Source organism: Streptomyces sp. ISL-12, assembly GCF_018614415.1.
Lineage (GTDB): Bacteria > Actinomycetota > Actinomycetes > Streptomycetales > Streptomycetaceae > Streptomyces.
In genome coordinates this window covers 22333-43240 of the sequence record NZ_JAGGOO010000088.1, presented here as the reverse complement: position 1 = coordinate 43240, position 20908 = coordinate 22333, and the positions used below count along the sequence as shown (strand labels likewise).

At 75.5% G+C, this 20908-nt stretch carries 13 protein-coding genes; 12 read left to right on the top strand and 1 reads right to left on the bottom strand.

Going from position 1 to position 20908, the window contains the following annotated elements:
* From J7I94_RS24170 to J7I94_RS24160, 3 genes are all read left to right on the top strand, one after another.
* A partial coding sequence (locus J7I94_RS24170) for a rhodanese-like domain-containing protein (protein ID WP_215169948.1) occupies positions 1 to 403 on the top strand: 403 nt, incomplete at its 5' end.
* A gap of 4 nt (positions 404 to 407) precedes the next feature.
* Positions 408 to 1616, top strand: coding sequence for an aminotransferase class V-fold PLP-dependent enzyme (locus J7I94_RS24165; RefSeq protein ID WP_215169946.1), 1209 nt, complete (start codon positions 408 to 410; stop codon positions 1614 to 1616).
* 80 nt (positions 1617 to 1696) lie between these two features.
* Positions 1697 to 2464 carry a trans-aconitate 2-methyltransferase gene (locus J7I94_RS24160; protein ID WP_215169944.1) on the top strand — a complete coding sequence of 256 codons (768 nt, stop codon included), beginning with the start codon at positions 1697 to 1699 and terminating at the stop codon, positions 2462 to 2464.
* Between the two features lie 51 nt (positions 2465 to 2515).
* Here J7I94_RS24160 and J7I94_RS24155 read toward each other — a convergent pair whose 3' ends face one another.
* Complete coding sequence (locus tag J7I94_RS24155) at positions 2516 to 3370, bottom strand: phosphotransferase enzyme family protein (protein ID WP_215169942.1); 855 nt, start codon at positions 3368 to 3370, stop codon at positions 2516 to 2518.
* A 165-nt stretch (positions 3371 to 3535) separates the two neighbouring features.
* Here J7I94_RS24155 and J7I94_RS24150 point away from each other — a divergent pair, with 165 nt between their 5' ends.
* From J7I94_RS24150 to J7I94_RS24110, 9 genes are read left to right on the top strand one after another with little or no spacing between them, the layout of a single operon-like run.
* Positions 3536 to 4315 carry a thioesterase II family protein gene (locus J7I94_RS24150; RefSeq protein WP_215169940.1) on the top strand — a complete coding sequence of 260 codons (780 nt, stop codon included), beginning with the start codon at positions 3536 to 3538 and terminating at the stop codon, positions 4313 to 4315.
* On the top strand, positions 4312 to 5925 hold the full coding sequence (locus tag J7I94_RS24145) for a salicylate synthase (RefSeq protein ID WP_308114679.1): 1614 nt from the start codon (positions 4312 to 4314) through the stop codon (positions 5923 to 5925). The genes J7I94_RS24150 and J7I94_RS24145 overlap by 4 nt, the downstream gene beginning before the upstream one ends.
* Positions 5922 to 7067 carry a Gfo/Idh/MocA family oxidoreductase gene (locus J7I94_RS24140; protein ID WP_215169938.1) on the top strand — a complete coding sequence of 382 codons (1146 nt, stop codon included), beginning with the start codon at positions 5922 to 5924 and terminating at the stop codon, positions 7065 to 7067. Before J7I94_RS24145 ends, J7I94_RS24140 begins: the two co-directional genes overlap by 4 nt.
* The gene (locus tag J7I94_RS24135; RefSeq protein ID WP_215169936.1) at positions 7064 to 7837 is read left to right on the top strand and encodes a VOC family protein; all 774 of its coding nucleotides are present in this window, start codon (positions 7064 to 7066) and stop codon (positions 7835 to 7837) included. The genes J7I94_RS24140 and J7I94_RS24135 overlap by 4 nt, the downstream gene beginning before the upstream one ends.
* Positions 7834 to 13368, top strand: coding sequence for a non-ribosomal peptide synthetase (locus tag J7I94_RS24130; RefSeq protein WP_215169934.1), 5535 nt, complete (start codon positions 7834 to 7836; stop codon positions 13366 to 13368). The genes J7I94_RS24135 and J7I94_RS24130 overlap by 4 nt, the downstream gene beginning before the upstream one ends.
* Positions 13365 to 15179, top strand: coding sequence for an ABC transporter ATP-binding protein (locus J7I94_RS24125; RefSeq protein WP_215169932.1), 1815 nt, complete (start codon positions 13365 to 13367; stop codon positions 15177 to 15179). Before J7I94_RS24130 ends, J7I94_RS24125 begins: the two co-directional genes overlap by 4 nt.
* On the top strand, positions 15176 to 16978 hold the full coding sequence (locus J7I94_RS24120) for an ABC transporter ATP-binding protein (RefSeq protein ID WP_215169930.1): 1803 nt from the start codon (positions 15176 to 15178) through the stop codon (positions 16976 to 16978). Before J7I94_RS24125 ends, J7I94_RS24120 begins: the two co-directional genes overlap by 4 nt.
* Positions 16975 to 18102, top strand: a complete 1128-nt coding sequence (locus J7I94_RS39030; protein ID WP_215169928.1) for a saccharopine dehydrogenase NADP-binding domain-containing protein — start codon at positions 16975 to 16977, stop codon at positions 18100 to 18102. Before J7I94_RS24120 ends, J7I94_RS39030 begins: the two co-directional genes overlap by 4 nt.
* A complete protein-coding gene (locus J7I94_RS24110) occupies positions 18099 to 20900 on the top strand; it encodes a methyltransferase (RefSeq protein WP_215169926.1) in 2802 nt (933 codons plus the stop codon). Before J7I94_RS39030 ends, J7I94_RS24110 begins: the two co-directional genes overlap by 4 nt.
* The last annotated feature ends 8 nt before the right edge of the window (positions 20901 to 20908 follow it).

The following is a 20908-nucleotide window of genomic DNA, read 5'->3' as shown; positions in this document are numbered from 1 at the left end:
CCGCCCCGAGCTGCTGGGCCGGTCGGGCGCGGGACGCGCCTCCTCGGTGCCGAGCGCCGAGGAGGCGAAGGCGGAGGCCCGGACGATCGGTGTCGAGGAGGCCCGGGGATGGGTGACGGCGGGTGACCCCCGCCCCCTCGTGGTCGACCTGCGCGGCCCGCACGCCTACGCGGCCCTGCACATCGAGGGTTCGCTGAACATCGTGGACGAGGTGTTCGAGGAACTCCTGCGGGGCGGGCTGCCGTTCAGCAAGAGCACACCGGTCCTGCTGGCCTGTCCGGTCGGTGAGAAGTCGCTGCGGTACGCGGCGGCACTGGCGCGGATGGGGCATCCGGACGTGCGGAGCCTGGCGGGCGGGATCGTCGCCTGGCGGGACGCGGGCGCCCCACTGGTACGGGAGTGAGGTCATGGACGGACACACACCTGACGAAGACCGCCTGTGGCAGCGGCGGTTGAGGGAGCAGTTCCCGATCATCGCCGCGCATCCGGAACTGGCGTACCTGGACAGCGCGGCGACCGCGCAGAAACCGCAAGCGGTGCTGGACGCCGTGCAGACCTACCTGACCACGTCCAACGCCAACGCGGGCCGGGGCACCTACCCCTGGGCCAACAAGACCACCGAGCTGGTCGAACGGGCCCGGCGGCGCGTCAAGGAGTTCCTCGGCGACCCCCGGCCGGAGCACTCCTCGGTGCACTTCACCAGCGGGACCACCGAGGGACTGCGCACCATCGCCCGGGACTGGCTGGTGCCCCGGCTCACCGACGGCGACGAGATCCTCGTCCCCTTCTCCGATCACCAGGCCAACCTGGAACCCTGGGAGGAAACCCGGCGGCTGCTGGCCGCCCGGGGCGTCGACGTGCGCCTGCGGGCACTGCCGTACCAGGCGGCCTCCGGCGACTACGACCACCGCGCCCTCGCCGAGGCCGTCGGCCCCCGTACCCGCTTCGTCGCCGCCACCCACGTCCACCACGTCTACGGCGGCGACATGAACGTCCACCGCCTGCGGGCCGCCGTCGGCCCGGAGGTACCGATCTGTCTGGACGCAGCCCAGAGCGTGGGCCACCTCCCCGTCGATGTCGGTGACCCGGATCTCGACGTCGACTTCGTGGTCTTCTCCGGGCACAAGGTGATGGCGCTGCCCGGCACCGGGGCGGTCTGGGCGCGCAACACCCGCGGCCCCGCCCTGACGCCCACCGGGTGGGAGGGCACCCCCAACACGGTGGGCATCGTGTCGCTGCTGGCCGCGCTGGACTGGCTCGACGCGGCCGGCGTCGACCGCGTCGCGCGGCACGCCGTCCGCCTGGCCACCCGGCTGACCGACCGGCTGCGGCTGCTGGACGTGTACGAGATCCTCGGCTGCACCGCGAGCCTGGCCGCCGACTCGCCGCTGCCGCAGGGGCAGCGGCGGCAGGGCATCGTCACCTTCCGGCACCGTGACATACCCTCCGACGACCTCGGGTTCATCCTCTTCAGCCACGGGTTCATGGTCCGCGCCGACAGCCTCTGCCAGGCGGGTGCGGACGAGAGGAACGGGGTTGTGCGGGTGAGTCTGCACGTGCACAACACGGAGGAGGAGATCGACCGCCTGCTGTCCGTACTCGAGTCGTTGGCGTGAATGGCTACTGATAATCGTTTCCATCTGTAGATTGCGTGGTAGTCGCGACAGATGAGAGACGAAAGAGGTGGCGCGACCAGATGGGCGTGAGCATGGAGACGGCCAGGACGTGGGTGGAGCGCTGGGAGCGGCAGCAGCAGCTGTACGCGGTGGACCGTGAGGAACGGTTCACCGTGATCTCCGACGTCGTCGAGCACATCTGCGCCGGCCGCTCCCGGCCGCTCCTGCTCGACCTGGGCTGCGGACCGGGCTCCCTCTCCGCCCGGCTCGCCCGCCGGCTGCCGGACGCGGAGATCGTCGCGGTGGACATGGACCCCGTGCTGCTGGAGCTGGGGCGTACCCATCACGCCGACGCCGCGCGGTACGTGGACGCGGTCATCGGCGAGGACGGGTGGACCGACGCCTTGGAGCTGTGCCGCAGCCTGGACGTCGCCGTCTCGACGACGGCCCTGCACTACCTTCCGGAACCCGTCCTGCTGGAGACCTACCGCGGCCTCGGGGCCCTGCTCCGCCCCGGCGGGGCGCTGATCAACGGGGATCACTTCCCGCCGGACGTGCGGTCCTGCTCCGACCTGACCGCCCATGTGGGGCGCTGCCGGGCCGAGCGCGCGGGCGACCACGCTCAAGAGGACTGGGACTCCTGGTGGAAGGCGGTGGCCGCCGACCCGGAGCTGGCCGATCTGTTCGAGCAGCGGGAGCGGTGCCGTCCGTCGTCCGGCGGGGGCGGCGGCAATCGGCACCTCTCCGTGCGCCGCCACGCCGAACTGCTGCACCAGGCGGGCTTCCGGCATGTCACACCGGTGTGGCAGGTGGGCGACAGCTGCGTACTGGTGGCGGTCAAGGGGTGAGGAGGGGGTGACCCCGAGGACGGACCGGCGCCCGGCCCCGGAGGTCCGCGATCAGCCGCGCGTGTCCGGGCCGTCGTCGCGCGCGAGTGCCGCGCGAATCTGTCCGAGCCACTCCCTGCCCAGCCGGCGCCCGTCCGGGAACTGGTCGCCCCGGTCCCAGCGCCAGGCGGTGATCATTGCCAGGACGAGGATCCGGCACTGGCGCAGCAGGTCCTGATCGGCGCCCGGGTAGTGCTCGCCGGCCGCTTCGGGCGCGTGGGCGAGGTCGAACTCGACGGGGCCCCGGCAGCACGTCTCCAGGTCGATGAAGAGCGGCCCGTGCCGCGTGGTGAGCACGTTGCCCGGGTGCGGCTCGCCGTGCAGCAACTGCTCGGTGCCGCCGCGCTCGCCGATCGTCCGGCTCAGGTTCCGCAGCGTGCGGCCGAGCAGCTCCCGGTCCGCGTCGGCCAGTTCCGGGGTCCGGTCGCGGTCCGCCACGAGTCGTTGCGCCTGCTCGACCCGGTCCGTGAAGTGCGGTGTCGCCACGTCGAGTCCGCGCATGCCGGCGTGCAGCCGCGCGAGCGCGTCGGCGTAGTCGGCCGGTGAGACCTCCGCGGACGGCACGGGTTCGTAGTAGGTCCAGAGCGTGATCACGAAGCCGTCGCGCTCATGGACGCGCGGCTGCACGCGCGGGTCGAGGGTGCCCACCGGGCATCCGGACGCGGCGAGCCGCTGGGCGAGGTCGACTTCGAACCGCGCGACCTGATCCGCTTCGGGCGCCACCCGGGCCAGGACGTCACACGGCAGCAGACGCAGGGTGAGCTTGTTCGAGTCATGGAGAACGATCGCGTCGTCGACCGTCAGACCGAGTGACGAGGCGGTCGACCTGGCCGCGGCCGTCGCACGCCGGACCTCTGCCCCATGCATCCTCGCCCGGCCGCCTTTCCCGCGGGTGTCGCCGCGACTCCCCGAGCGGCGGCCTTCCGGCGACGACTATACCCACGACCCAATTGACGGTATTGACAATCGTTTTCACTAAAGCTTGTATGGGCAGCGCCCGACGTCATCCCGCAGCCCGAGGGAGAACCGCACGTGACGGACGCCTGGTTGCGTTGCCGAACACCCCGACACAACCCCTCCGCCCGCCTGGTCTGCCTGCCGCACGCCGGCGGCACGGCCGGGCCCTACGCGGCCTGGGGCACCGGCCTCCCCGACGACGTGGAGCTGTCCGCCGTGCAGTACCCGGGGCGGGAGGACCGGTTGTCCGAACCGCCCGCCGACGACCTCCAGGACCTGGTGACCGGCGTCTGCGCGGCGCTGCTGCCCCTGACCGACCGGCCGTTGGTGCTCTTCGGCCACAGCTTCGGCGCCGTCGTCGCCCACGAGACCGCGCGCCGGCTGACCGCCTGGGGCGCGGCCCCCGACCACCTCGTGGTGTCCGGCCGCCGCGCCCCCGCGCTGCCGGCCCGCGGCGACCTGCACACCCGGCCCGACGACGACCTGGTGGCGGAACTGGCCCGGCTCGGCGGCACCCGCGGCGAGCTGCTGGCCGAACCGGCCGTCCGCGCCGCCTACCTGCCCGCCGTCCGCGCCGACTTCAAGCTCGCGGAGACCTACCACCGCCCCGCCTCCCCGCCGCTGGACTGCCCCGTGACCGCCCTGCTGGGGGAGACCGACACCGAGGTCGACGAGGCACAGGCCCGCGCGTGGTCGGCGCACACCACCGGCACCTTCACCCTGCGCGCCTTCCCGGGCGGCCACTTCTACTTCACCCCCCGCCGGGAGCCGGTGCTGCGCCTCCTCGCGGACGTCACCCGTACCGCCGCGGCCACCGGCGCCCGCTGTCGACTGGAAAGCGAGAACCTTTCGTGACCCCTCGGGACGCCCTCACCCCTCGGGCCCCTTTCCCCGAACGCAAACTGACCTTCACCGCCGACCCCGTGACCGTCGCCGCCGCCCTCGCCGCGGCCTCCGAGGCGCCCCACCTCCTCTACGAGCGGGACGGCTCCGTCGTATGGAGCGAGGGCGAGTCGGCCGTGGTCGAGGCGGACGGGACGACCGCCCGGCTGCACGGCACGGACGTCGAAGCCGCCGAACTGCCGGTCGGCGCACACCCGCTGGCCACCGTCGGTGAACTCCTCCAGCGGCACACCGGCGGCGTCGGATCGGCGCACGGCTGGATCGCCTTCGAGCTCACCCACGCCTACCACGGCGGCGACGCGCCCACCGGCGCCGCTCTCGCCCGCTTCGTGGTCCCGGAACGCGAGATCGAACTGACGTCCGTCGCAGCGGTGTTGCGGGCGGCGGACCAGGCCGCCCTGGACGAACTGGAGGAGCTGCTGCGCGCCGCCGTGCGCTCGGCGGGCGAGCCGCCCGGCGCTCGCGTCGGCGTCGACCTGGAGGAGCACGCCGACCGGTACCGCGCGGCTGTCGCCGGCACGGTGCGTGCCATCCGCGCGGGGGAGCTGGACAAGGCCATCGTCTCGCGCAGCGTGTCCGTACCCGTCGAACTCGACCTCCCGGCGACCTACGTGGCCGGCCGGCGCGGGCATCTGCCCGCCCGCTCCTTCCTGTTGCGGCACGGGGGCTGGGAGGCCGCCGGCTTCAGCCCCGAGATCGTGGCCCGGATCGACGCCGACGGCTCCGTCACGGCGCAGCCGCTGGCCGGCACCCGCGCGCTGACCGGCGACCCCGCCGCGGACGCCGCCCGCCGCGCCGAACTGCACCGCGACGCCAAGGAGGTGTACGAGCACGCCGTCTCCGTCCGTCTGGTGCAGGAGGAGATGAACGCGGTGTGCCTGCCGGAGACGGTGCGCACCGAGGAGTTCATGGCCGTGGAGGAACGCGGCAGCGTGCAGCACCTCGCCTCGCGGCTGCGGGGCCGGCTCGCGCCCGGCCGGGACCGGTGGGACGCGCTGGCCGCCCTGTTCCCCGCGGTGACCGCCTCCGGCATACCCAAGGGGAGCGCGCTGGACGCGATCCGCCGTGCCGAGCCCGGCGAACGCGGGCTGTACAGCGGCGCGGTCGTACGGCTGGAGGCCGACGGCACCCTGGACGCGGCCCTCGTGCTGCGCACCGTACTGCGCCGGGGCGGCCGGACCTGGCTGCGGGCGGGAGCCGGGGTCGTGGCGGACTCCGACCCGGAACGGGAGCTGGAGGAGACCCGGGAGAAGCTGCGCGCGGTCAGCGGCCACCTCGTGGCCGTGTCCCGGGTGGAGGTGTCGGGCGCGGGTGCGGGTGCGGGTGCGGGCACAGGCACGAGCGTTGGCACAGGCGCCGGCACGGGCTCAGGCGCCGGCATGGGCACAAGCGCCGGCACGGGCTCAGGCGCTGGCATGGGCACAAGCGCCGGCACGGGCACAGGCGCTGGCACGGGTACAAGCGCCGACACGGGCGCGGGCATCGGCACAGACACCGGCATCGGCACAGACACAGACACAGACACCGGCACGGACGCGGTGGCCGTCGGGGCGCGTTCGTGAGCCGCGCCCGGCGTCCCCTGCGGGTCGTCGTCGCCGGTACCGCCTTCGGCCGGATCTACCTCGACGCCGTCCGCGGCGACCCGGAGGCCTTCACCCTCACCGGCATCCTCGCCAAGGGCGGTGACTACTCCAGGCGGCTGGCCGAGCGGTCGGGAGTGCCGCTGTTCACCGACGCCGAGCGGCTTCCCGACGACACCGACGTCCTCTGCGTCGTCGTCCGCTCGGGTGCCACCGGCGGCCCCGGGTCGGACATCGCCCGCACCGCGCTGCGCCGCGGCATCCACGTCCTCCAGGAACACCCCGTCCACGCCGGCGAGCTCGCCGGCAACCTGCGGGCGGCCCGCGACGGCGACGCCGCCTACGCCGTCGGCACCCTCTACCCCGACCTGGCGCCGGTGCGCGCGTTCCTGGCCGCCGCCGAGGTGTTGCGCGCCCGAGGGCCGGTCCGGTTCCTCGACGCCGCCTGCAACAGCCAGGTCGCCTACCCCCTGCTCGACGTCCTCGGGCGGGCCGCCGGGACGCTGCGCCCCTGGGCCTTCCGCGCCCAGCCCGGCCCCGACGCCGAACTGGCCGGACTCACCGGACAGCCGCAGCCGTTCCGCACGCTGCACGCCGTGGTCGGCGGTGCCCCCGTCACCCTGCGGGTGCAGAACGAGGTCCACCCGGACGACCCCGACAACCACTCCGACCTGCTGCACCGCGTCGCGCTCGGCACCGACGCCGGCGTCCTCACCCTCGCCGACACCCACGGTCCGGTGCTGTTCAACCCGCGTCTGCACGCGCCCCGCGACACCACCGGGCGCCTGGTCCTCGCCGGGCCCGGCACCGAACGGCTCGCCACCCCGTCCACCGTGGAACTGCACCCGGCCGCCGACAGCTACCACGACGTCTTCGCCCACCTGTGGCCGCGGGCCGTCCTGGCCGCCCTGCACCGGCTGCGCGCCGCCGCCGCCGACCCCGCGCTGCGGCCCGCGGCCGGGCAGTGGGCGCTGTCGGTGTCCCGCTGCTGGGCCGACCTGACCGCACAGCTCGGCCTGCCGGAGCTGATCCGGCCCCCCGAACCGCCCGTCGTGCCCTGGACCGACCTGCGGGACGCCGCGGCCTCATCCGTCACCGCCCCCGCAGGAGGCCAGGCACGATGACCGACACCCCCGACACCCCCGGAATTACCGGAACCACCGACACACCCGCCCGCCGGTGCAGTCACGTACTCCTGCGCGTGCACGACCTGCGCCGCGCCGTCGCCGACTTCCGCACCGCCGGCTTCGAGGTCGCCTACGCCACCGCCCCCGAGCACAAGGCCCTGCACGCGCACGTCTGGTTCCCCTCCGGACCGGTCATCGAGCTGCTGGCCACACCGCCCGGGGCGCGCTGGATGCGCCTCCCCGTCGACCTGCGCTTCGGCCGGGGCGCGGGCGAGCGCATGGTCCGCTGGGCCCGCCAGGACGAGGGGTTCTGCGACCTCGCCCTGCTGGTCGAAGACGCCCAACTGGAGGTTCTCACCCGGCAGGTGCCCTGCGGGCGCGTGGTGCGCTGGACCCGCAAGCGCCCCGACGGCGCCGAGACCCGGTTCGCCTTCTCCTACCCGAGGTCCGGCCGCCTCCCCTTCCTCGTCACCCCCTACGACCCGCCCCAGCACCCGCCCGGCGTACACCACCCCAACGGCGCCACCGCCCTGACCGAGGTCGTCCTCGGGGTCCGCCCCGCCGACCTGCCCGCCGTACGGCGCCTGGCCGGTGACGCCCCCGGCCTCCGCCTGGAGGAGGCGCCGGTGACCGCCGTACGCGCCGTCCACCTCGCCGGACTGACCGCACCGCTCGACCCGGCCCTGCTGCACGGCGCCGTGCTGCTCCCGGCCGGCACCGCACCCGTACCGCCCACCACACACGGCAAGGGGTCCTCCACGTCATGACCGCACCCACCACCGCGGCCGGCCTCATCGACGAACTCACCGCACTCGGCGTCGAGTTGTGGAGCGAGGACGGACAGATACGGTTCCGGGCGCCGCAGGGCGTCCTCACCGAGGAACGCCGGGCCGCGCTGCGGCATCACAAGGAGCGGGTCGTCGCCCTGCTCGACGCGGAGGACGCCGCCCGCACCGTCACCGCCGACCCCGCCGCCGCCCACGAGCCGTTCCCCCTCACCGACGTGCAGAGCGCCTACCTGCTGGGCCGGCGGGACCCGTTCGGGCTCGGCGGTGTCGCCTGCCACGGCTACCTGGAGATCCACTACCCGAGCCTCGACGCCGCCGCGCTGGAGGACGCCTGGAACGCGCTGATCGCCCGGCACGCCATGCTGCGCGCGGTCGTCCACGAGGACGGCTACCAGCGGACCCTCGCCGAGGTGCCGCGTTGCCGGATCGCCGTCACCGACCTGCGCGACGACCCGGCGGGCCGGGAACGGCACCTGGAGTCGGTCCGGGCGGACCTGGGCCACCGTACGTACGACACCACCCGCTGGCCCCTGTTCGAACTGCGGGTGACCCGGCTGCCCGACGGCGACGTCCTGCACTTCTCGCTCGACTCCCTCGTCGCCGACTGGGCCAGCGCCGCCGTCCTCCTCGACGAACTGGACACCCTGCTCGCCTCGCCCGACCCCACCGACACCTCGTCCCTGCCGCGGGCCGCGATCTCCTTCCGCGACTACGTGCTGGCCGAACGCGCCCTCAAGGACACCGCCCGCCACCGCCGCGACCGCGACTACTGGCGCTCCCGGCTGGCGTCCCTGCCGCCCGCCCCCGACCTGCCCCTGGTCAGCGCGCCGGACGGCGGAGCGCCCCGCTTCGCACGGCTCTCCCACCGCCTGCCCGCCCCGGCCTGGGAGCGGCTGCGCGGCCAGGCGGCGGCCCGCGGACTGACCCCGACCACCGCCGTCCTCGCCGCCTATGTGTCGGTCCTGGAGCGCTGGAGCCGCCGCACCTCCTTCACCGTCAACCTGACGCTGCTCAACCGCATGCCGCTGCACCCCGACGTCGACCGCCTGGTCGGCGACTTCACCTCCGTCACCCTGCTCGCCGTCGAGGCACAGCCCGGGGCGGCGCCGGCCGAGCGGGCCAAGCGGCTGGGCGAGCGGCTCTTCACCGACCTCGACCACCGCCTGTACTCGGGCGTGGAGGTCATCCGCGACCTCACCCGGGCCCGGGGCCGGGAGGCGGCCCTGATGCCGTACGTCTTCACCAGCTCGCTCGGGCTCGGCCCCGGTTCGTCGGAGCGCAGCGGCCGCCGGCTGGGCGTGGGCATCACCCAGACCCCGCAGGTCTTCCTGGACTGCCAGGTCGGCGACGGCTCCGGGGACCTGGAGGTCAACTGGGACATCCGGCAGGGTGTGCTGCCCGACGGGGTGGCCGAGGACATGCTCGCCGCCTTCGGCACGCTGCTGGACGTCCTGGCCGACGACCCGGACGCCTGGGACCGCCCGAACCTCGTCGCCCTGCCCGCCTGGCAGGAGCGGGAACGCCGGGCCGTCAACGACACGGCGGGGCCGCTGCCCGAGGGCCTGCTGCACGAGGGCTTCTTCGCCCGCGCCGCCCGCACCCCCGACGCCCCCGCCCTGCTGGGCGCCTTCGGCACGGTCACCTACGGCGAACTCGCCCGCCGCGCCGGGGCCGTGGCCGACGCGCTGAGGGCGGCGGGCCGCACCGGCGGCGACCGGATCGCCGTCGTCATGGACAAGGGCCCCGAGCAGGCCGCCGCCGTGCTCGGCGTGCTGCTCGCCGGCTGCGTGTACGTGCCCGTCGACACCACGCAGCCCGCGCTGCGCCGCGCCCGGCTGCTGACCTCCGCCGGGGTCCGGCAGGTCCTCACCCAGTCCTGGGTCGAGGACGGCGAGGGACGCCCCGAGGGCGTGGCCCGCGTCGACGTCGACCGGCTCATACCCGGCCCGTCCATACCCGTACCGGCGGCCGGCGACCCCGGCGCACCCGCGTACGTCATCTACACCTCCGGTTCCACCGGCGACCCCAAGGGCGTCGTCACCTCCCACCGCGCCGCCCTCAACACCGTGGACGACGTCAACGAGCGGTTCGGCGTCACCGGCACCGACCGGGTGCTCCAGCTCGCCCAGCTCGGCTTCGACCTGTCGGTGTACGACGTCTTCGGCGCCCTCGCCACCGGCGCAGCCCTCGTCCTGCCCGACCCGGCGCGCGGCGCCGACCCCTCCCACTGGGCGGAGCTGATCGCCCGGCACGGCGTCACCCTGTGGAACTCCGTCCCCGCCCAGCTCCACATGCTCGCCGACTACCTGACCACCGAACCCGCCGAACTGGACTCGCTGCGGCTGGCGCTGCTCTCCGGCGACTGGATCCCGGTGACGCTCCCCGGCCGCCTGCGCAAGCTGCTGCCCGGCCTGTCGCTGATGTCCCTGGGCGGCGCCACGGAGGCGGCGATCTGGTCCATCCACCACCCGGTCACCGAGGCGGACGACGGACGCACCAGCATCCCGTACGGTGTCCCGCTGCGGAACCAGGGCTTCCGGGTGCTGGACGAGGACGGCCGCGACTGCCCGGTCTGGGTGCCCGGCGAACTGTGCATCACCGGGGAGGGGCTGGCCCTCGGCTACCTCGACGACCCGGAGCTCACCGCCCGCCGCTTCCCCGGCCACCCCCACGACGGACAGCGGTTGTACCGCACCGGGGACGTGGGCCGGTATCTGCCCGGCGGGGAGATCGAGTTCCTCGGCCGGGAGGACAACCAGGTCAAGATCCGCGGTCACCGGATCGAACTCGGCGAGGTGGAGGCCGCCCTGCTGGCCCAACCGGCCGTCGGTGCCGCCGCGGCCGTGGTGAGCGACGACGACGGCGACCGGATGCTGCTCGGCTTCGTCGAACCGGCCCCGCGCACCGCGCCGGACGAGACGGCCCGGGACGCCCGGCTGCGCACCGCCGCCCAACGCCACGCCGACCGGCTCCTGCCGGACGCCGGTCCCGAGCGCACCGCCGCCCACCACCGGGCCCTGCACCGGGCGGCGCTGCTGACCATGCTGCACGCCCTGCGGCGCCGCGGCGCGCTCACCGGAGCCGGAGCCGCCGCCTCCGCTGTCGCCCGGAGCGCGGACGAGGTACTGGACGCCGCCCGGGTGGCCCCCCGCCACCGCTGGCTGGTGCGCCACTGGCTGACGGCGCTGGCGGAGGCGGGGCTGCTGGAGCGGGACGAGGCGGGCCGCTACCGCGCAGGGGAGGCGGTCGACGACCCGGACACGGCCTGGGCGGAGGCCGCCCGCGGAATCGCCGACGGCCTCTGCACGGCGGACTACCTCGCCTACCACCGCGCGCACACCGACCGCCTCGACGACCTGCTCGACGACCGCCTCAACCCCTTCGACCTGCTCTTCCCCGAGGGTGACGACGCCCCCGCCCGAGCCGTCTACCGCGACGACGCCCTCGCCCGGCACCTCAACGCCGCCGTCGCCGCCGTGGTCCACCGCCGCGCGGCCGAGCACGACGGCCCCGGCCCGCTGCGCGTCCTGGAACTCGGCGCCGGCACCGGCGCGACCACCGAGTCCGTACTGCCGCTGCTCGACGGATTCGACGTCGACTACCTGTTCACCGACGTCAGCCCGTCCTTCCTGCCCCGCGCCCGCGCCGCGTTCCAGGGACAGGGCCTGCGCTACGGCGTGGTGGACATCGACCGCGACCCGCTCCCGCAGGGCCTGCCGCCCAACTCCGCCGACCTCGTGCTCTGCGCCGGCGTGCTCAACAGCGCCCGGGACAGCGCCCGCGCCGTCCGCACCGCCGTCGAACTCCTCGCCCCGGGCGGGCTGCTGGTGGTGACCGAACCGGTCGGCGCCCACCCGCACATCCTGCTCACCCAGGGTTTCATGATGGAACCGGCCGACGGCGACCGCGAGGCCGGCGCCTGCCCGCTGCTCGACGAGGACGGCTGGCGCGCGCTGTTCGACCGCGCCGGGGCCGACCCGGTCCTCACCCTGCCCGGCGCCGGACACGCCCTCGACTCCGCCGGACACCGGCTGTTCGTGCTGCGCGCCAAGGCGGACCGGACGCCGCTGCGGTCCCAGGAGCTGGCCGCGTTCGTCGCCGAGCGGCTGCCCGCCGCCATGGTGCCCGGCCACCTCCAGGTCGTCGACGCGCTGCCCATGACCGCCAACGGCAAGATCGACCGCCGCGCGCTGGCCGCCCGGCGGCCCGGCGAACTCGCCGGCGCGGAAGCGGCCGTCGCGGACGGGGACGCCGGGCTGGAGGAGCGGCTGTGCGCCCTGTGGGCCACCGCCCTCGGCATCACCGCCCTCGCACCCGAGGACAACTTCTACGACCACGGCGCCGACTCCCTGATCCTCGCCCGGGTCGCGGGCCGGCTGCGCGAAGAGGTGCCGGAGGCGGCGGAGTTCACCTACGACGCCCTGCTGCGGCAGATGCTCAACGAGCCCACCGTACGGGCCCTGGCCCGCGCCCTGCGCACGACGGCGGCACCCGCCGCAGCCGACGCCGGAGCCCGCGACACCAGCGGCAACGCCCTGCTCGTGCCGTTCGGCGGCGCCCCGCACCCCGATGGCACCGTGCGCGTCATGTTCCACGCGGCGCTCGGCACCCTGGACTACTTCCAGCACCTCGGCCGCGCCCTGGCCGCCCAGGACCTCGGCCCGGTGCTCGGCGTGGCCGTCGCCGACGCCGAGCTGTACACCGCGACCCCGCCCGAACGCCTGGTGGCCACCGTCGCCGACCGGTACGCCCAGCGCCTCGCCGACGAGGGCCACACCCGCTTCCAGCTGATCGGCTACTGCCTCGGCGGACTGCTCGCCACCGAGGTCGCCCGCCGGCTGACCGAACGCGGGCTGCGGGTGGACGACCTCACCCTGGTCGACAGCATCCCGATGTTCCTGGACACCGACGAGGAACTCGCCTACGAGTCCATCTTCGTACCCAACCTCGGCCTGGACCCCGTGCCGGCCGTCTTCGGACCGGACGTCGCCGACCAGGACGTCTACCGGGCGGTGGAACTGCTCACCGAACGCGGCGGCGGACGCGTCCCGGCCGGCGCGCTCGCCGCCCTGGACGAGACCGACGGGGCCGACGAGGGCCTGGCCGCGGTGGCCGCCGCCGCCCGCCGGGCCGCCGCCCGACCTCAGGAGGAGCGGCTCGCCGCGTACGCCCGCGCCGCCGAGGACAACGCCCAGGTACCCGTCGACGCCGAACTGGTCCCGGCCCTGTTCCGCACCTGCCGGCACAGCATGAAGGCCGCCCACCTCCAACTGGAGCCCTACGCGGGCGACATGACGTTCCTGCGCGCCGCCGAGCAGCAGTCGTTCGGGGTCACCGGCGGGGTCGGCCACCTGGCCGAGCCGTTCTGGGCGGAGACCTGCCTGGGCCGGTTCACCGTCACCGACGTACCCGGCAACCACTTCAGCGTCATCGAGCCACCGCACGTCCACACCGTCGCCGAACACCTGGCGGCCCCCCTGCGGGACGCCAAGGGAGACACCCCCCGATGACCACGACCACCACGACCACCGCCGAAGCCGCGACCGCGCCCGAGCGGCCGGCCCCCGCCCCGGCGGCCACCGCCGGCGCCCTGCGCGAACTGCGCCGCCCCGTCGCCTGGATGACCCGGCTCGGCATCGTGCTGGGCGCCCTCGGCGCCGTCACGAACCTGGTGCCCTTCGTCGGCATCGCCGAGATCGGCCGGGCGCTGCTCGCCGACGGCCCGCTGGACCGCGACCGGGTGGTCACCGCGGCCGTCGTCGTCGCCGTCACCCTCGTCGCCGGCTGGAGCTGCAACGGCGCCGCCCTGTGGATCACCCACCTCGCCGACGGCCGGCTCCAGGCCGACCTGCGCCGCCGTATGGTCGCCAAACTCGGCCGGGTCCCGCTGGGCTGGTACTCGGCCACCACCTCCGGGCAGGTCCGCAAGGCCGCCCAGGAGGACATCGACGACCTGCACCACCTCGTCGCCCACCACGACGTCGAACTCGCCGGCGCCGTCGCCCTGCCGCTGGCCGGGCTCGGCTACCTGCTGTGGGTGGACTGGCGGCTCGCCCTGCTGGCGCTCGCCACCCTGCCGGTCTACTTCACGGCGTACGCGTTCATGATGCGCGGCTTCGCGGAGAAGATGGTCGCGCTGGACACCGCCTTCGGCCGGGTCAGCGCGGCGGTCGTCGAGTTCGTGCACGGCATCGGTGTCGTCAAGGTGTTCGGCGGCACCCGCCGCGCCCACGCCGGGTACCGGGAGGCCGTGCACGCCTACGGCGACCAGTACGCGGGCTGGGTCCGGCCGGTGCTGAAACTGGAGGCGTACACCTCCATGGCGCTGTCCGTGCCGGTGATCTCCGTGGTCGGACTGGCCGGCGGCATCTGGTTCACGCACGAGGGGTGGGTCGGGCCGGCCGACGTCCTCGCCGAGGTGCTCGTCGCCGCCGTGCTGCCCACCACCCTGCTCACCCTCAACCAGGGCCTGACCGCGCAGCGCAAGGCGGTGGCCGCCGCCGGACGCATCACCGCGCTCCTGGACGTCCCCGAACTCCCCGTCACCGACCGGCCGCAGCGCCCCGACGGCAACGACGTCACCTTCGACGGCGTCGTCTTCGGCTACGACCCCGAGCGCCCCGTCCTGCACGGCGTCGACCTCACCTGCCGGGCCGGCACCGTCACCGCCCTGGTCGGCGGCTCCGGCGCCGGCAAGTCCACGCTCGCCGCCCTCGTCCCCAGGTTCCACGACGCCGACGCCGGCGCGGTCCGCATCGGCGGCACCGACGTCCGCGACATCGCGCCCGAGGAGCTGTACCGGCACGTCGGCTTCGTCCTCCAGGACGTACAGCTGCTGCACGGCACGGTCGCCGACAACCTGCGCCTGGGCCGGCCCGACGCCACCGACGACGACCTCGTCGCCGCCGCGACGGCCGCCCGTATCCACGACCGCGTCACCCGGCTGCCCCGCGGCTACGACAGCGTCGTCGGCGAGGACGCCAGGTTCTCCGGCGGCGAGGCCCAGCGCCTCACCATCGCCCGCGCCCTGCTCGCCGACACCCCCGTCCTCGTCCTCGACGAGGCCACCGCCTACGCCGACCCCGAGTCCGAGGCGGAGATCCAGGACGCCCTGTCCACCCTGGTGCGGGGCCGCACCGTCCTCGTCGTGGCGCACCGCCTGTCCACCATCACCGGCGCCGACCGGATCGCCGTACTCGACGCGGGCCGCGTCGTCGAGCAGGGCACGCACACCGAACTGCTCGCCGCCGACGGGCGCTACGCCCGGATGTGGGCGGCGCACCGCCCCGACGGGGCGCTCACCGAGGAGGCCGACCGATGATCCGCCACCTGGCCACCGTCCTGGGGCCCGACCACCGGGGCGCCCTGCGCCGCTTCCTGGCCTGGCTGATCGCCTACGCGGTCCTCGAAGGCGTCGCCATGGCCTTCCTGGTGCCCGTGCTGCGGTCGGTCTTCGACGGCGACACCACCGGCGCCTGGCAGGGCCTCGCGGTCCTCGCGGTGCTGGTCGTCGCCACCTGCGTGGCCCGCTACCAGCAGGCCATGCGCGGCTTCGCCCTGGCCGTCGTCACCCTCACCACCCTGCACGACCGGCTCGGCGACCACCTGGTGCGGCTGCCGCTGGGCTGGTTCACCTCCGAGAAGGTCGGCCGGGTCGCGCGCTCCGCCACCACCGGCACCTTCACCGTCACCAACGTCTTCGCCCACCTGCTCACCCCCGTGGTCAGCGGCGTCGTCACCCCCGCCACCGTCGTCGTCGCCATGCTCGTCCTGGACTGGCGCCTCGGCCTGGTCCTGCTGTGCTGCGCGCCGCTGCTGTACGCCACCCACCGCTGGTCGGCGGGGTGGATCGGCCGCAGCGAGGAGCAGCGGGAGTCCGCCGACGCGCTCGCCGGCAACCGGGTGGTGGAGTTCGCCCGCGCGCAGAAGACCCTGCGGGCCTTCGGCCGCGACCGGCAGGGCTACGCCCCATTGGAGGCGGCGGTCGAGGAACGCAGCCGGGCGGGCGGCCGGATGCTCGCCGAGACCATGCCCCGGCTGCTGGCCAACGGCCTCGCCGTGCAGCTCTGCTTCGCCGCCCTGGTCGCGACCGGCGTGGCCTTCGCCCTGAACGACGCCGTGGAGCCCGCCGCCCTGGTCGCGCTCCTCGCGCTGGCCGCCCGCTTCGTCGGCCCGCTCTCCGAGGCGGCCGGCATGAGCGGCATGCTGCGCATGGCCGGCAACGACCTCGGCCGGCTCGCCGCCCTGCTGGACGAGCCGCCACTGCCCGACACCGCGGCGCGCGCCGGCCTCGACCGCCCCGGTGAGATCGTCTTCGAGAACGTCACCTTCGGCTACGAGGACGCCGACCGGCCGGTCCTGCGGGACGTCTCCCTGCGGGTGCCGCCGCGCACCATGACGGCGGTGGTCGGCCCGTCCGGCGCCGGCAAGACCACCCTGGTGCGGCTCATCGCCCGCTTCTTCGACACGGACGCCGGGTCGGTCCGGGTCGGCGGCACCGATGTGCGCGAGATGCCGGTGGAGCAGCTGATGGCCCAGGTCTCCCTGGTCCAGCAGGACGTGTACCTCTTCGACGACACCCTGGAGGGCAACATCCGCGTCGGCCGGCCCGGCGCCACCGACGACGAGGTCCGCGAGGCGGCCCGGATCGCCGGCGTCGACGAGATCGTCGAGCGGCTGCCGGACGGCCTCGCCACCCGCGTCGGCGAGGGCGGCGCCTCCCTGTCCGGCGGCGAACGCCAGCGCGTCTCCGTCGCCCGCGCCGTCCTCAAACGCGCCCCCGTCGTCCTCCTCGACGAGGCCACCGCCGCCCTCGACCCGGAGAACGAGAAGTACGTCCAGCGGGCCCTGCGCACCCTGATGCGGGACTCCACCCTGATCGTCATCGCCCACCAGTTGTCCACCGTGGTGGCCGCCGACCAGATCCTCGTCCTGGACGAGGGCCGCGTCGGTGAACGCGGTACCCACGAGGAACTCCTCGCCGCCGACGGCCTGTACGCCCGCTTCTGGGAACGGCGCCGCCGCAGCAGGGGCTGGCGGCTGGTGCCGGAGAACGCCGCGGACGCCGGGGACGCCGCGGACGGAGCGGACGCCGGGGATGCCGCGGAGGTGACCCGGTGATCGGGGTGATCGGCGGTTACGGGGACGTGGGCCGCCACGTCGTCCTGGCCCTGCGCCGGGCGGGCCGCCCGGTGCGCGTCGGCGGCCGGTCGGCGACCGCCACGGCGGAGTTCGTCGCCCGTCACCTGCCGGGTGACGAGGCGGTGGAACACCGGGTGGTGGACGTCCGCGACGGCGACGACGTGACGGCGTTCGCCGAGGGCCTGAGCGTCCTGGTCAACTGCGCGGGCCCGTCCCACCTCACCGGTTCCGTCGCCGCCGACGCCGCCCTCCGGGCGGGCGCCGACTATGTGGACGCCGCCGGGGACGACGCGCTGCACGCCCTGCTGGACGACGGCCGCTACCGGCGCGCGGGCCGCACCGCCGTGCTCTCCGCGGGGCTGCGCCCCGGCCTGACCGGGCTGTTCCCGAGGGCCGTCGCCCGCCGGGCGGGGCTCGCCGGGGCGGCCCGGCCGGACACGGTCACCGTCCGCACCCGCGTACTGGACCTCTTCACCACCACCTCCGCCCTGGAGTACCTGCACGGCGCCTCGACCCCGGGCGCCGGCCCTCTGGCGGCCTGGCGGGACGGAGCGCCCCGGGCACGCGCACTGACCCGCCGGACCGTCACCGACCTGCCCTTCTTCCCGGGCGCCGGTGCCGAGCTGCCGCAGCTGTCCGCCGAGGACGCGCGGACCGCGCGGGCCCTCGGCGTCCGCGACGGCGACTGGCTGACCCTGGTCCGGGGCGAACACGTCCTCGCCGCCTTCGACCGGGTGCACGTCCTGCCGCCCGACGAGGCGGCACGGCGCCTGTGCCGGGCCGCCGCGCTGGACCTCGCCGGACACCGCCCCTCGGTCACCCTGGCCGTGACCCTCACGGCCAACGGTGCCCCGCGCACCGCGGTCCTGCACGGCACCGGCAACGCCCCGCTGAGCGGCGCCGTCGCCGCCCACACGGCACTGAGCGTGCTGCGCGGCGACCTGCCGCCCGGACGGCACTTCGCCGCCGAGGTCCTCGACCCGGAGGCGGCCGTCACCGCCCTCACCCGCACCCCGGCGGGCCCCTGCGCGCGGGTCGACGTACTGCCGGACGGCGTGGACCCGTTCGCGCCGGACGCGGTGGCGGAGGTGGGTGCCCTGTGACCGGCACGCTCTCCACGCTCACCGGCGCGGGCGCCGAACTCCGGCTCCGCCGCGACCTGCACCACCTGGACGGCATCAGCCGCGCCGCCATGACCGCCGTACTGCACCCCGTGCTGCCCGCCACCGCGGACGCCCTGGCCGCCGCCCTCCCCGTGGCGCCACGGCACCGCGCCCTTCTCGACCGGTGGCTCACCGCGCTCACCGCGGCCGGCGCGCTCCGCCGCGACGCGCACGGCGTCTTCCACGCCACGGGCCCGGCAGACACCCCCGCCCTGCACGAACTGCCCTCCCGCTACGAACGGTTGGGCTTCCCCCCGGAGATGGCCCGCCTGCACCGCGCCGCCCTGGAGCGGCTGCCCGACCTGCTCGGCGACCGGGTCGCCCTCACCGACCTGCTGCAGGAGGGCACCGACGTGGTGGCCTCGCTCGGCGCCTACCAGCGCAACGCCTTCACCGGACGGCTGCACGCCCGGTGCGCGGAACTGGTGGCCGAGGCGGCGGCCGGGCGCGGGCCCGGCGGCCGGGTGCGGGTGGTGGAGCTGGGCGGCGGCTCGGGCGCCACCACGGAAGCGCTGCGCGGCCTGGACACCGACCACACGTTCACCGACGTCAGCCCCCTCTACACCGCTGCCGCCGCCGAACGGTTCGGGGTCGCCACCGCGCTGCTCGACGTGGACGCCGACTTCACCGCCCAGGGCTTCCCGGCGGGCGGCGCCGACGTCGTCGTCGCCGCCAACGTCCTGCACAACGCCACCGACATACCGGCCGCGCTGAGCCGTGTCCGGCGGCTGCTCGCGCCCGGCGGCACGCTGCTGCTGGTGGACTCGGCGGGGGACTGCGACACCGTCCTGACCTCCATGCAGTTCCTGCTCTCCCCGCCGGCCTCGTCCCCGCACGCCACCGACCCGCACGGCCGGTTCACCGACCGCCGGGCGGGGACCGCCACCGTCTTCCCGACGGCGGGGGAGTGGGAGGAGGACCTGACGGCGGCCGGCTTCGACGTCCGCGCCCGCCACCCGGACGACACCGCCGGGCCCGCCCCGGCCGGACAGTACCTGTGGCACGCCACCGTCCCGGAGGCCGCCGCCGTCGACACGGCGGAGTTGCGCCGACTCCTCGACGGCCGGGACGGGGAGCCGGTCTGCACGGTCGACGGCACGGACCTCGACGCGGCGGCCGTCCTCGCCGCCGTCGCCGGGAACCGTCCGGACGCCTCAGGGAGCCGCCTGCCGGACGAGGCCGCCCGGTTCTGCGCGGACCTGGCCCAGGCCCTGACCGCCGTACGACCGCGGCCCGCACCCGACCCGGGGCCGCCGCCGCACACCCTCGTGCTGACCGGCGACCCGGCGGGCGCGGCGGCGGCGCTCGACGCCTGGGCCCGCCGCGGCCGGGTCACGGCGGTGCCGCCGGACACCGCGCCGGCCCGTCTGCTCGCCGCCCTGGAACGGGCGGAGGCCACCGAGGCGGTCCTCCCACTGGCGCTGGCGCGCGCCCTGCCCGCGACGCCCGCCGCCGCGCTGACCGACCTGTCCGCCCTGACCCGCGTGAGCTGCCCGGAACCGGGCGTCACGGCGGCGGACGTCACGGCCTGGGCGGAGCTGGGCCCTCGCCTGGAGGGGGCCCCCAGCTTGGCGGGGACCGCTCCCCGCACCAGCGTGGATTCCCCCGCCGTGGCCGCCGACGCGGCCCTGCGCGGACTCGACGCAGCCGCCCGCGCCGACTTGGCCCTGCGCGGACTCGACGTACCCGCCTGCGTCGACGCGGCCCACGCGGTGGCACGGGCCGCCCTGCTCAGCATGCTGCACACCCTCCACCGGGCCGGCTGCCTGACCGGGCCCGGGGCGCACACCCCGCAGGAGATCGCGGCGGCGGTGCGCCCGGCGCCCGAGCACCGGCGGCTCCTGGACCGCTGGCTGACCGTACTGACCGAGGAGCACCTGCTCGACCGCGCCCCGTCGGGCGCGCTGACCCCCACCGTGCCACCGGACACGTACACCGACCTCGACACGGTGTGGCGGCCGGCCCTGCGCGGCTGGCGGGCCGCCCACGGCTCCGACGCCACTGTCGCCTACGCCCGCCGCTCGGCCGGGGAACTCCTCGCCCTGATGCGGGCCGAACGGTCGGCGGCCGCACTGCTCTTCCCGCGCGGCGAGACGGACACCGCACGCTCGCTGTACCGGGAGAGCGCCACCGCCCGCTACCAGCACCACGCCGCCGCCGCGCTGGTCGCGGACCACCTGCGGGGCACCCCGCGCGGCCGGGTCCTGGAGGCGGGCGGCGGGACGGCGACCACCACCGAGGTGGTCCTGCCGGAACTGGAACGGCTGCCCGGCACCTCCGTGGAGTACCTGTTCACCGACGTGTCCCCGTTCTTCCTCGACCACGCCCGCGCCCGCTTCGGCGACCGGCTGCGCTACGGCCTGCTGGACGTCGACCGCGACCCCGTGGAGCAGGGGCACGCGGCCGGTTCCTTCGACGTGGTGGTGGCCGGCGGTGTCCTCAACGCGGCCGTCGACACCGACGCCTCCGTGCGGGGACTGGCCCGGCTGCTGGTGCCCGGCGGGCTGCTGGTGCTCACCGAGCCGACCCGGGAGGAGTACTGGGTGCTGGCCTCCCAGGGCTTCCTGCTGGCCGCCCCGCGGGACGCCCGCGCGGCCACCGGCTCCAGCTTCCTCACCCACACCCAGTGGCGGGCCGTCCTCGACGGCGCCGGCCTGCTGCCCGTGGCCGACCTGCCCGCCGAGGGTCACCCCCTCCACCCGCTGGGCCACCGGGTGTTCGCCGCCCGGCGCCCCTGACCCGACCT